The organism is Sulfitobacter geojensis, assembly GCF_000622325.1.
Lineage (GTDB): Bacteria > Pseudomonadota > Alphaproteobacteria > Rhodobacterales > Rhodobacteraceae > Sulfitobacter > Sulfitobacter geojensis.
Genome location: NZ_JASE01000005.1, coordinates 1817124 through 1829738, shown reverse-complemented (window position 1 = coordinate 1829738; position 12615 = coordinate 1817124). Strand labels below are relative to the sequence as shown.

General features: G+C 51.0%; 7 protein-coding genes. 5 read left to right on the top strand and 2 right to left on the bottom strand.

Annotation, left to right across the window (positions count from 1 at the left end; all coding sequences use genetic code 11):
• Positions 1-49: 49 nt before the first annotated feature.
• Positions 50-682 carry a methyl-accepting chemotaxis protein gene (locus Z947_RS22505; RefSeq protein ID WP_025044340.1) on the bottom strand — a complete coding sequence of 211 codons (633 nt, stop codon included), beginning with the start codon at positions 680-682 and terminating at the stop codon, positions 50-52.
• 319 nt (positions 683-1001) lie between these two features.
• Between Z947_RS22505 and Z947_RS0110885 the strand changes: the two genes are divergently transcribed.
• The 5 genes from Z947_RS0110885 (at position 1002) to Z947_RS0110865 (ending at position 9245) form a co-directional block, all read left to right on the top strand.
• A complete protein-coding gene (locus tag Z947_RS0110885) occupies positions 1002-2870 on the top strand; it encodes an FAD-dependent monooxygenase (RefSeq protein ID WP_025044339.1) in 1869 nt (622 codons plus the stop codon).
• Between the two features lie 299 nt (positions 2871-3169).
• Positions 3170-4390, top strand: coding sequence for a COG3904 family protein (locus tag Z947_RS21530; RefSeq protein ID WP_156026648.1), 1221 nt, complete (start codon positions 3170-3172; stop codon positions 4388-4390).
• 271 nt (positions 4391-4661) lie between these two features.
• The gene (locus Z947_RS0110875) at positions 4662-5099 is read left to right on the top strand and encodes a MobC domain-containing protein (protein ID WP_156026647.1); all 438 of its coding nucleotides are present in this window, start codon (positions 4662-4664) and stop codon (positions 5097-5099) included.
• Complete coding sequence (locus Z947_RS21525; protein ID WP_025044336.1) at positions 5096-7876, top strand: AAA family ATPase; 2781 nt, start codon at positions 5096-5098, stop codon at positions 7874-7876. The genes Z947_RS0110875 and Z947_RS21525 overlap by 4 nt, the downstream gene beginning before the upstream one ends.
• Positions 7877-8051: 175 nt before the next feature.
• Positions 8052-9245: a Fic family protein gene (locus Z947_RS0110865; protein WP_025044335.1), complete on the top strand. Its 1194-nt coding sequence runs from the start codon at positions 8052-8054 to the stop codon at positions 9243-9245.
• Between the two features lie 96 nt (positions 9246-9341).
• On the opposite strand, the gene Z947_RS0110860 is transcribed toward Z947_RS0110865, so the two are convergent.
• Positions 9342-12365 carry a hypothetical protein gene (locus Z947_RS0110860; RefSeq protein ID WP_025044334.1) on the bottom strand — a complete coding sequence of 1008 codons (3024 nt, stop codon included), beginning with the start codon at positions 12363-12365 and terminating at the stop codon, positions 9342-9344.
• Positions 12366-12615 lie beyond the last annotated feature (250 nt).

Below are 12615 nucleotides of genomic sequence, written 5' to 3'. Positions count from 1 at the left end.
GGCGGAAGAACAGGGTTGGTCCCGCCCAGCCTGCTCTACCATCGGCACGCTATTGTCCGTGCTTTTGCACGTGGCTCACCTTTTCAGATATCACATAAGCCCATTCGGCATTCTGGTCTGCCAGCTTTTTCATCTCCTCCGCGACCACGGCAAACCCGCGCCCTGCATCACCGCTGCGGGCAGCTTCGATTCTGGCGTTGATTGACAACATGGTCAGCTGGCGGATCGAACCGGTGATCTTGCCGGTCAGGCCAATGATCTCCGAATTGGACTCGCGGCTTTGCTGAAGGATGGTTTCCAACTCCGTACGCAGTGACATTTCTTCGGTCGCGCTGACGATCAATCCCTGAAGATGGGTCAATGTACCCTTTTCAAACACCGCGGCCCCCCGTTCGCGCACCCACACATACGACCCGTCTTCATGCAACAATCTGTATGCAAGGTCCCATGGCCCGCGCTTTTCTACGGCAAGATCAACCGCTTCGAACAGGCGCTGCTTGTCTTCGGGATGGGCAAGATCGCCGAAAGCATGCAGACGGTTGCCGATCAAATCCGCAGCGTCATAGCCCAGCAATTCTTTTACCCCCCCTTCAATAACCTGAAGGGTGTGATCGCTGTCATGCAAACACCGATAACCAAACGCCTCAATGTTGGAAAAAAGACTATCCAAGACATCACTCATCACACGCCCTTTCGCCTGCCATCTTATCTGCAACGACCTAGCAAACGGATATTAACAAAGCTCTACCATCTGGAGGGCAGGATCGCTGCCTGACGAAATGTTTCGAAAACGGCACGACACGGCAGCGGCATCAATTGTAGAGGGAGCCCAAATTGCCAAGGCCAAAAAATAGTTATAAGATATAATGAGTTAATGCGAAGCGTGATGGATCCGTCGATAGTTGAGACGGTCATTGAAGCAATGCGGATGTTCCTGTCCAGCATTGGAAGAGGATATATCATGAAACGAACCGCCCACATCCCGAGGATCGGGTAACACCATGCAATATCATCTTAACGGCTTTCGCACGGGCGATCCCTCTGTCCAACCGCAGGGTTACGTTCAGGATGCGGTCGATGTTCTGATTGTCGGGTGCGGTCCTGCGGGATTGACCCTTGCGGCGCAGCTAGCCGCGTTTCCCGAAATTTCCACCCGCATCGTTGAACGTAAATCGGGGCCGCTGGAGGTTGGGCAGGCAGACGGCATCGCCTGTCGTTCGATCGAGATGTTTCAGGCCTTCGGCTTTGCTGAAAAGGTGCTGAAGGAAGCCTATTGGGTGAACGAGGTCGCTTTCTGGCGCCCCCGACCGGACGGCGACGTCCTGCACCGCGCCGAGCGCATCCAGGATGTGGAGGACGACCTGTCCGAAATGCCCCATGTGATTCTAAGCCAGGCGCGGATTCATGATTTTTATCTTGAGGTTATGCGCGACTCTCCACACCGGATGGCACCGCAATACAATCGCGAACTGATCGATTTGAACACCGTTGACGGCGACGCATATCCGGTTACTGCGACGCTTAAATGTCTGGATAAAAACGATAAAACAGAAACCGTCCGTGCCCGCTATGTCGTGGGATGTGACGGGGCCCGCAGCGGGGTGCGTCGCGCCCTCGGGCAGGAGTTGAAAGGCGAAGCCGCCCGCCAGCTTTGGGGAGTGATCGACGTTCTCGCTGTAACCGATTTCCCGGATATCAGACTGAAATGCGCGATCCAGTCCGCGCAACACGGCAGTATCCTGATCATCCCGCGCGAGGGCGGTTATCTGGTGCGCATGTACATTGAGCTGGACGCATTGCAGGGCGATGAACGCGCAGCGGACCGCGAGGTGACCTCTGACATGCTGATCGCCAAGGCCCGCGCCATTCTGGCCCCCTACACACTCGACGTGAAAGAGGTGGCGTGGTGGTCTGCCTATGAAATCGGTCAGCGGGTGTGTGACGTCTTTGACGATGTGCCCGACGATCTGCGCGATCACAAAACGCCGCGCATTTTCATTGCCGGTGACGCCTGCCACACCCACAGCCCCAAGGCCGGTCAGGGTATGAATGTGTCGATGGCCGATACCTTTAATCTGGGTTGGAAACTGGCGGCAGTGCTGCGCGGTCAGTCGTCTCCTGCGCTGTTGCACAGCTATTCGCTGGAACGTCAGGCAAAGGCGAAAGAGCTGATCGAATTCGACCGCGATATGGCGCGGCTGTTTAGCGCCAAACCCAAGAACGCCGAAGAGGCCGCACAATTCCAGAGCTATTTCAAGAAACACGGGCGGTACACGGCGGGTGTCGAAACGCGCTACGACCCCTCTGTGATTGTCGGAAAGGACACCCATCAGGCGTTAGCGACGGGGCAAAGGATCGGGATGCGGTTCCACTCCGCCCCTGTTGTGCGCTTGGGCGACGGCAAGCAAATGCAACTGGGTCACGTGCTGCGTGCGGACGGACGCTGGCGGCTGTTGGCCTTTGGTGGTGCGGGCGATACGGGGCAAACGGGGAGCGCCATCGCGCAACTCTGCGACCATCTGGCCACCGATCCCTCCAGTCCCATCCTGCGCTATACGCCGCAAGCTGCCGACGTCGACGCCGTGATCGACCTGCGCGCCGTGTTTCAAAGACCTCATCGCGACATGCGGCTGGATGAATTGCCCGATGCGTTGCTGCCGCACAAAGGGCGCTTTGGGTTGATTGACTATGAAAAAGTGTTCTGTGCCGATCCGCGCGAGGGTGCCGACATATTCGATCTGCGCGGCATTGACCGACAGCGCGGCGCGGTTCTGATCCTGCGACCGGATCAATTTGTCGCCGATGTGCGGCCGCTGTCAGATGCGCCAGGGATCGCGGAATTCTTTGACGGTTTTATGCTCCGGCGCTAGATCCAATTCTTTCTGAACGAGCGCGGCTTACCGATTTTGTTCGATTGAAGTCACCCGACAGCCTTCCAATAACTGCGATGTGCGAAGCCAAGGGGGGCGTCAAACGCCATATCGTCAATCTTATTGGGTAACCTGAACCCGACCATGCAGTTACAATCTCTGCTAACGGACTTGCCATATCACTTTCAATTAGAGGTCTTTGAAAAGCCAACATTGCAGCATCTTCTCCTCTGCAACCGCGCAGCAGTTTCGCTGCGTTGGTTCTGAGATGTTGATGCGTTGTTGTAGGACCAAAGCGAATGAGAAATATCATCTTGGCACTTGGTGCAATTGCCCTGTCATTATCCGCGACCTTTGCGATGTCACAAACCGCTGAACATCCGAACTTTCCTGTCGTGGTGCTCGATCGACAAGAGGGCATAATCGCAATTGTGGGCAGGATTGATTTTCGAACGCCGTTAGCTTTCGAGAAAACGCTCAGTGAAGTACCCAACGTCTCGGCCTTGGTTCTAGACAGCCCGGGAGGCGGGGTTCACAGCGCACTTTCAATCGCCAACAGAGTTAGGGGCTTAGGCCTCACTACTGTTATCGGAACGGACAGTCAGTGCATGTCCGCCTGCGCGTTTATTTTTCTTGCGGGAACAGCAAGATTGGCCTGGGGCGAACTCGGCGTGCATCAGATCAGCGGATCAGATGGTGACGGTAATCTGGTAGATGGCCAATTTGCATTGGCAGAAATAATCGAAGCCTTGAACGAATTTGACGCCCCTACGGAGCTGATCGGCTTGATGTTGAGAACACCACCCGAAAATATGTACACACTTTCATCCCAGGAAAAGCGCCAGTTCGGTTTTCTTGCCAATGAAAAAGAACCAGCCACAGCCCCCCAAACGCCGACACCCCGGGTCGACCTCGCAGATCCAGAGACATGGCGGGGGAAAGTTGTGACCGGTGAATTGGTATCCAGTGGCAAAAGATGGTTCGCAGCGTTGAACTTGGACGGCACAACTGTATTCGAGTTTACGAGCGGACAGCGTTCTGCCGGTCGCTACATCGTTTCTGATGGTAACGTTTGTTTTAAGCTTGATAATAATAACCATTTTGACTGTCGCAGACCTGTGTCCAGTCCAACAGGCATTCGCTGGTACGATGAAAAGGGCAACTTTCAGTCCCTTATCATTGGCGTTGAGAATAGCAAAATTGCGGTTACCGAAAAGACAATAAATGTGCCAGCCGGTGTGTCCGACTACATCCGTCCCGGTGAGTGTGCGCTGATAGTCGCGTCGAGACCAACGGTGATTGAGGCGCGCAATTACGTTTTTGCAAACGTCTCTGACCGTCGCTTTTTGAAAGCGTTCCGAAGTAAAAACGGATGGATTGCGATATCAATAGGGACCCTGAAGCCTCATGAGGTGGATACTGTCCTTACCGAATGGAAACAGGCTGGCCGGATTCCATTGGACAATTATTGCTCCACAGGAAGAGCCTATCAGGGGATTGTAAATCTTGGCATCAACTAATGGTCAAAGTGTGGACCACGCCTGACGCGATTACGTTAAGCGACTGATATATCAGGAATTAGCGTCGAAAAATTGGTGCAGTTGAGAGGACGAACCTAGAACCCGAACAGCTGCCTTCGATCCTTGAAGAATTAGAGGAATGGGGCGCGTATCTCAAGCATCAGCCAGAGGTTATCCACAAACTCCGTGAGTTTGAAAACGCGGCATCGAACAAAGAACCTCCTGAACCTGTTGAAGCACCACGCCCTGTCCGTACGCGGGGGCCATCGCTATGAATATTGCCCGCGAACACTTTCACCATGCTTCAGATCAAGACGCATCAAAGCGCTCCGAACGACCTCGACATAAAACCACCCGCGACTGCCCGCGCGTTACTTTACGGCTATCTGTGGAAGATCATGAACGCCTTATGGCCATGGCAGACGGTATGGCACTCAGCACCTTCATTCGGGCGAAGGCGCTAGGTGAGGCCCTGCCACGCCGAAAACCACGCTCGACGGCTTCCGTCGTCGACAAGCAGGCATTGGCGCAAATACTCGGGCTGCTGGGCCAATCGCGCATCGCAAACAATCTCAATCAGCTTGCCTATCACGCCAACATCGGATCGCTCGCTGTCGAGGCCCGGACTGAGGAAGAGATTACCGAAGCCTATGAGCATGTTCTTTTTCTGCGCCATACACTGCTGAAAGCGCTTGGAATGCGAGCATGATCCTGAAAGGTAACCAACGCGCTAACGGTCGTGAACTGGCACTGCATTTGCTGAATGTTGACGATAATGAACACGCTGTTGTTCACGAACTGCGTGGCTTTCTATCTGATGATCTGATCGACGCATTCAGGGAGACAGAAGCAATATCGCTTGGCACCAAATGCCAGCAATATCTGTTCTCTCTGAGCCTCAATCCGCCTACCTCGGCAACCGTTTCAATAGATGAATTTGAGCGTGCCATTGCTGAAATCGAGCGTCGACTTGGACTGACTGGCCAGCCTCGCGCCGTTGTATTTCATGAAAAGCATGGCCGTCGCCATGCTCACTGCGTCTGGTCACGTATTGATGTGGATCGGATGCGAGCAATCAACCTGCCGCATTTCAAGCGGCGTTTGATGGATATATCGCGCGAGCTCTATCTGGAACATGACTGGGATATGCCTGCGGGGCTACGCCACGCTGAAGATCGTGATCCGTCGAATTTCTCAGGCGCTGAGGCCTCGCAGGCAAAACGAACGAAACGCTCCCCCGCCGAGTTGAAGAAACTGTTTAAGACATGCTGGGAGATGTCAGATTCCCGCATCGCGTTTGCTGCGGCACTCCATGACAAAGGCTTTTGTCTCGCGCGGGGTGATCGACGCGGCTTTGTTGCCGTTGATGTCGATGGTGAAGTCTATTCACTGTCCCGGTGGTGCGAGGTAAAAGCGAAAGACCTGCGCAACCGCCTAGGCAATTGGGATGATCTGCCTGACGTTGAAACGGCTATCGACCAACTTACGGCCAAACCTTCACCCACAGATGATCAGTCAGCCAATTTTCAACGAGAACGACAAGCCCAACAAGATGCGCATGAACGAAAGCGAACCGAACTGGTGGCAGTTCAGCGTGAAGCCCGGTTGGCTCTGCAAACTTCTCAGGAACAGCGGCGGCGCGACGAAATACTGGAACGCCAAGCTTTACTGCCAACAGGTCTCAAAGCCGCATGGGCGCGTTTAAGCGGGCAGTATCATCGTCTATGCGAAGAGCTGGCCACGAAGGCCAATGGCTGCCAAGCGCGTGATCGTGCTGAAATGCAAAGCCTTATCAATCGTCATCTGGCAGAACGCCGTGATCTTGATCGGGAATGGGCATTCCGTGAAGCTCAGTTCGCAATGCAGCAAGAGCTCCATCGCGCTTTTTCAGTTGAACCTACGCGAATCTACTCCCTTGATCCGCGTCAGCCTCTGCAGCTTCCGCGTGAAGATGCATTATTCACCCGCGACCAACTCGCCGCCCGTCCTGATTTGATCCTCGCGCATATCAACGACAAAAAAGCACGTTTCAACCGCACTGATATTTTGCGTGGTTTGTCAGAGTACATCAGTGATCCGTTAGATTTGCGCCTGGCGTCTGATCAAGTTTTAGCCTCGTCAAAACTGGTCCGTGTCGATGGTGGGACAAGTGAAGAATTTACAACGCAGGATTTTCTGGAGGTAGAGCAAGGCCTTGCGATCTGCACTGCCGAGATGGCCAGATCAGGCGGGTTCCAAGTTAAGCCCTCAAATACTAAGCGCGCCATCAAGCGTGAGAACACAAAATTGCAGGCGCGCATCGGAGCAGAACTCAGCAACGAACAGATTACGGCTATCCATCATATCCTTTCGCCCAACCAACTATGTAGCATCGTCGGTCTAGCTGGCGCGGGTAAAAGCACGTTACTGTCTGTTGCCCGCGAGGCTTGGGAGCGCCAAGGTTATCGCGTCCATGGCGCTGCCCTGGCAGGAAAGGCCGCCGATAGCCTTCAATCTGCATCAGGCATTTCATCCCGCACACTGGCCTCGTTAGAGGCCAGCTGGAAGAGCGGCTATGAACCTGTGGCCTGTGGTGATGTGGTTGTGATTGACGAAGCGGGAATGGTTGGCACCCGCCAATTGGCACGTGTTGCAGAACAGTTGAGAAGCCGTGGCTGCAAACTGGTTCTTGTGGGTGATCCTGATCAGCTGCAACCTATTCAGGCAGGTACGCCGTTTCGCGACATCACTGAAAATATTGGTGCCGCCCTCCTCACTGAAATCCGCAGGCAGACATCAGAATGGCAACGCAAGGCTTCGCAAGACTTGGCGCGTGGTCAGGCGAGCGCCGCTTTGCAGACCTATGCTGATCACGGCGCGGTTCATGAGGCGCAAGATATAGATCATGCAATTACTGCACTGGTCGACAGTTATGTGGCCGATTGGCGGATAAATGGGCATGCAACATCGCGATTGGCTCTCGCTCATCGTCGCGTCGATGTCCATGCGATCAACCAAGCCATCAAAGCAGCTCGCTCAGTACAGGACGACGAAACAGCTGAAATCTTGATCAAAACCGACCATGGCCCGCGTGCATTTTCCGAAGACGACCGAATTTTGTTCACGCGCAACGACGCAACGTTGGGTGTGCGGAATGGCATGCTAGGAACCGTAAAAAAGATTGGAGATAGACAGTTAGTCGTTGATCTTGATCCTGACGAGAGTGGCCAGAGCCGTAAGCTGGCCTTCTCGCCTAGGGAGTTTCCATCCATCGACCACGGCTTTGCCGTCAGTATCCACCGTTCGCAAGGTTGTACGGTTGACCGCAGCTTCGTCCTATCCAGCACCACACTGGATAAAAACCTGACCTATGTTGCCCTGACACGGCACAAGGAAGAGACTGGGTTCTATGTTGCACCTGAGATTGCGCCAAGGCGTCAGATTGCCTTGCCAGCACCCACAAACACACGAAGAACAAGACCCCGTGGGCCGTCGATGTCGCGCTAGATTTGGCGCTTTGGAGAGCATCTAAATGACACTGAACGCGGGCAAAACAAACTGGCCGTGCAAGCGGCCAAACACAAGGCAATATTGAAGTTTCCATTTTGCGTTAAGGTATGATATTGTTAGATAAATTACACATTCTCAACCGGCCATTAAAGCGGCCAATTTAGAGGCAAAAATGACGATTAGAGATGACGGCGAGACACTTGGCCTTTTTGAGCCGTTGATGGTCTCAGAAGGAATGCCCAACCGCGCACAGTTGAACGACCTTGCATTGTCTTTGGCTGAAAAATCGGCTGCGTTTTCAGCGTCTTTGCCTCAGCCAATCGCCTTGGCGCTGTCTGATCTGGTGCGTGCGATGAACTGTTATTACAGCAACCTGATTGAAGGCCACAACACCCATCCGGTCGATATCGAGCGCGCAATGAACAACGACTATAGCGCGGACGGAAAGAAGCGCGATCTTCAACTTGAAGCCCGCGCTCATATCACCGTGCAAAAGTGGATTGATGACGGTGGGCTTGATGGTGATGCCATTGCCCCAGATGCGGTGATAGAAATTCACAAGCGGTTCTGTGATCTCCTACCTGCTGATCTTCTCTTCGTTGAAAATCCTGAGACAGGCGAGCGACTGCCAGTTGTTCCAGGCGAACTTCGTACCCGCGACGTTAAGGTAGGCGATCACGTCGCAATAAGTCCTGGCGCTGTGCCAAGGTTTCTTGAAAGGCTCCATTCCGCATACCGACCAGCTGGGCGAATTACCCGTATTTTGAGTGCCGCCTGCGGCCATCATCGCTTGCTTTGGATTCACCCGTTTTTGGATGGAAATGGGCGTGTCGCAAGACTGGTTTCATATTCAATGCTGCGCAACGCATTAGAAACTCAAGGACTTTGGTCTATCGCGCGCGGCCTTGCCCGCCGCGAGACTACCTATAAGGCCCATTTGCAAGCATGCGACGGCCCCCGCCGTGGTGATCGCGACGGGCGCGGCACTTTGAGCGAACAAGCGCTGGCGTCCTTCGCCGAATTTTTTTTGGAAGTCTGTATCGATCAAGTCGACTTCATGAGCGGTCTGATGCAACCTGACAAACTAAGGGATCGCATCTTGGTGTGGGCTGCGGAAGAAATACGCGGTGGTGTCTTGCCGCCTAAATCGGACATCGTGCTTCGCGCGGTGCTTTATCAGGGTGAATTGCCGCGTGGTGAGGTTGCCAGTTTAACTGGCCAAAGTGACCGAGCCGCGCGCCGAATTACTGCAGCTCTGGTTGAGACTGGCATTCTAACTTCAGAAAGCACACGCGCACCCTTGCGGCTGGCCTTCCCCGTAAAACTGGCAATGCGATTTTTGCCAGGTCTTTTTCCACATGACTGAGGAAACTTTTGCGCGCAGGCCCTTAAGACAAAAGATGTAAAAGGTGACTGCAAATTTTCAATGGGCATCAATTTCGGCGAAAATTCAGAATAGTCTCTAATTTTCAAACGTTGGGATTTTGTAGTTTGGATCGAGTAATCTTACATCCTCCAACATTTGGTTTGCTAAGACGGTGTTTCCTAACCCAAGACTACACTCTCGATCATTACCACTATATTCAAGCTGAGCCATGGAGGACAGGAAGTAGTAATTAAACTCACTGGCCACATGATCTTCTAATTTGGAAATCTCCATAAAGCCGAGGTAACCATCTTCTGCCTTGAAACTATCTACCCTACCCAAAATGCCATACATAATATCTGAAAATCTCAATATATTTAGTGAGTAAGGGGCTGAACTCCCATCAGTAAAAGCACATTCGCCGTAACCTCCTTGAACGAGAGTATCCAGCGTAAGTTTGGCAACACCCGCATCCAACAACACTTTCTGAAACGCTTCCCCTCTTAACTCTCCAAGAAGAGATAATACGTTCTGAGATCTTTTCTGTTCAATAAAAGCCAAAGCAAGATGCATCAGAACCCTTTTTTCCTCAACTGTTTGTAACGGCAAATTGTGAACGTCATTAGTATTTACAGAGAGATTAGGGAGAGTAATGTAGTGAGGAGCAATTTTCTGAGAATCTAAAGATGCAGAGCCAATTTCACCTAAAGATATCTTTTTCTCAAAAATCGACTGAGCTACAGGCGTTAATTCATAGTGAGCGAATCCTGAAGAGTTCATTACAAACCTTGTAACTCCAATTCTACTCAAGAATTCATGATAGTCATAGTCTTTTTGAGCCAGCCATACCGCATAATTTGTGCCAGGCTGTCGCGAGAAAACGGCATGATCCATGGCATTAGGCTGAGGAATATAGCTAATGTGATCTTCATAAAGAACTGCAATTTTCTCCAGAGACAACGATGGTCCATTAAAAAAGTCCGCAGAAACATCTCCAATTTGAGGGAACGAATATCTCTCTTGCAGTGACTCTACTTCACCAATTATTTTCTCAAACTTGCTGAAAAATATGGCCACCGCCAACGGAGACTGGGAACGCATCTTCTTAGACAACGCCTCTATGTTATCTACAACGGACTGCATATTCTGCACATGTCCAGTTTGCCCATGCAAGCCTTCTTCCAAAGGAAGAAACTCAACAGCCCGTTTATACTCCGGAATTAGCCGTCTCGTAATCAAAGATGGAGAAACAATTTTGGCAATCTTGTCACTACTAATGTTATCACTACTGAAGACAGGCAGAATGATATCGCCATTTTTGTCTCGGTGGGCCGTTGCTGCATAATGCTTCCCATGTGTAGCCACATCCTGGCCCAAGGTTCCCGGCTCGATAGATTGGTCCAGTTCAGTGGTCGCTGATAGCTGTAAGTTATACTGAGCTTCCAACCACTCAAACATGCTCTCCAACATAACACCCAGTCTATCGTCAACGTCAGTTTGAAGAGTAAAGTGATCGATTTCTGCCTTAGAAATAAAATCACCAATTCCTCTTTTATCACTGAGAAACGGCTTTAATGGCAAGTCCTCACTTACTAGATTATAGATCTGATATACATGTTCAACTATTTCCCCAATTCTTTTCATCGCATCATCTGTACAACTCGCAGTGATCTGCAGGCATTCAAGATATTCTGATCTGAGGCGCCCAGTGTGAACTGGGTGGTTAGGTAGAATGGCACCTATTATCCCGTCCAAAGGTCTGGTTGTTAGATCAATTGATAGATCCGTAAAAGACGCCCTCAGCGTCTGATTAAGTCTTTCACTATTTTTCAAAATAACTTCACGGAGCTCTTCAAACCTAGCTTGATTGCCTTCCTCCAATGCCATGACGCTCTCGATCAACTCATCAAGCTGAACGCTTTGACTTAGCTGGGTTTGCCTTAACTCCTGAAGCGAATCCTGTATTTCACCCAACATCTCCAATATTTTCTCATCAGCTGTTGGACCTGAATTTCCTAGCGTTGAAAGCATGTTCAGACCTGATACGAAAAGACCAACACCACCTGTTGTAATGCCACTAATTGCCATACCCCCAAGAGCATCATACAATTTCGTTCCTGCAGAGAAGACTTTGACTGCTTTTTGCGCTCCAGGATCATTGGGGAATAGTAGTTGACCGGTCTCTCGCAGAAGAAACTCCGTATCTTTGAGCGTAGAAACAGTATTCTTATGGTCTTGCAAATCTCGAAGCCGCTTCTGCTCCTCTAAAACCATCTTATAGGCCTCAAGCGCTTGCTTTCGTTCGTCGTCGACATCATCGCTGTCTAGTAGTACTTTTGTTCCCTCAATCACCTTATTAACGACCACGTTGTTCGTCTGGGTATAACTGAACTTAAACGTACTATTATTTTCGATGTACTGCGTGAATTTCTCTGGATTAGGGTCATTACTTTCAAGCAATGCAAGGACATCCGACGGCATAGAGGTCGTCCGAATAAGTTCCTCGCGGTTCATGGGGCCCTGCGGCAAGTCGAATCTATTTTTTCGGATATGATCGAGCATTGCCATCTCTGCTTGCTCGGCATTAGTTAACGGCCTAGTGCTGTACTCTAGCTGACTGTAACGCTCAGCAACCCTCTCCAGCTCTTCTGGGTTTCTTGCGATTTCCTGTGACAGAAGTAACTTTCGTTTTTGCTCATGCCTATTGATTTTGTAGAGTTCGTCTTCTGCGCTTTGTAATTTGGATATCTCGGCATATGTGGCCCTGAAGCCAGGTCCAGGTAATGGTGTTTCAATTTCGGAAGCCGTCTCAAGGTATTGCGTCCGAGTTCTGCGCGCAGCCTCCCTAGCCCGCTGTCGTTCCAGCTCAGAATTGATGTACATCTCCCTTCTTCTTTGAGTAGGCTCTTGGTATATACCAGTCAACGCATCGTACCCGTCTGGGTCATTTGTCATGCTTAGTATAAATCTTGCTTTCCAGACCTTGCGGTCTTCTTCTTGATTAGTGGAGGTTTGCACAGCTTGGTCTTGCTGATTATCAACAGTAATATAATCCCGACCTAAAGCGTTTGTCGAAACGCTGGCAAGGAAGGCTGTCGCGAAAATTGTTTTCTTTATCATAAATCTGGCCAATTAATAAAATATTTATGAAAATGTGTGATATTTTCTATTATATGTCAATACTTAGCTGCCTTTAGATGAAAACAGATAACCGCATTCATTCAATAATTTTGGATGAAATCTTGCTGAAGTTTCCACTTCTACTCCCTCAAATTCGTCATCGATGCTCAGTTGATTCTGTGACATGCCGTTAAGAAGCATTATTGATTTCAATCCCGCGCCATGCGGCGCGGGTCACAACATAGCGATC

Coding starts and splice junctions, on each gene's coding strand:
- Z947_RS22505 (WP_025044340.1), bottom strand. CDS start 682: ATGAGTGATGTCTTGGATAGTCTTTTTTCCAACATTGAGGCGTTTGGT.
- Z947_RS0110885 (WP_025044339.1), top strand. CDS start 1,002: ATGCAATATCATCTTAACGGCTTTCGCACGGGCGATCCCTCTGTCCAA.
- Z947_RS21530 (WP_156026648.1), top strand. CDS start 3,170: ATGAGAAATATCATCTTGGCACTTGGTGCAATTGCCCTGTCATTATCC.
- Z947_RS0110875 (WP_156026647.1), top strand. CDS start 4,662: ATGAATATTGCCCGCGAACACTTTCACCATGCTTCAGATCAAGACGCA.
- Z947_RS21525 (WP_025044336.1), top strand. CDS start 5,096: ATGATCCTGAAAGGTAACCAACGCGCTAACGGTCGTGAACTGGCACTG.
- Z947_RS0110865 (WP_025044335.1), top strand. CDS start 8,052: ATGACGATTAGAGATGACGGCGAGACACTTGGCCTTTTTGAGCCGTTG.
- Z947_RS0110860 (WP_025044334.1), bottom strand. CDS start 12,365: ATGATAAAGAAAACAATTTTCGCGACAGCCTTCCTTGCCAGCGTTTCG.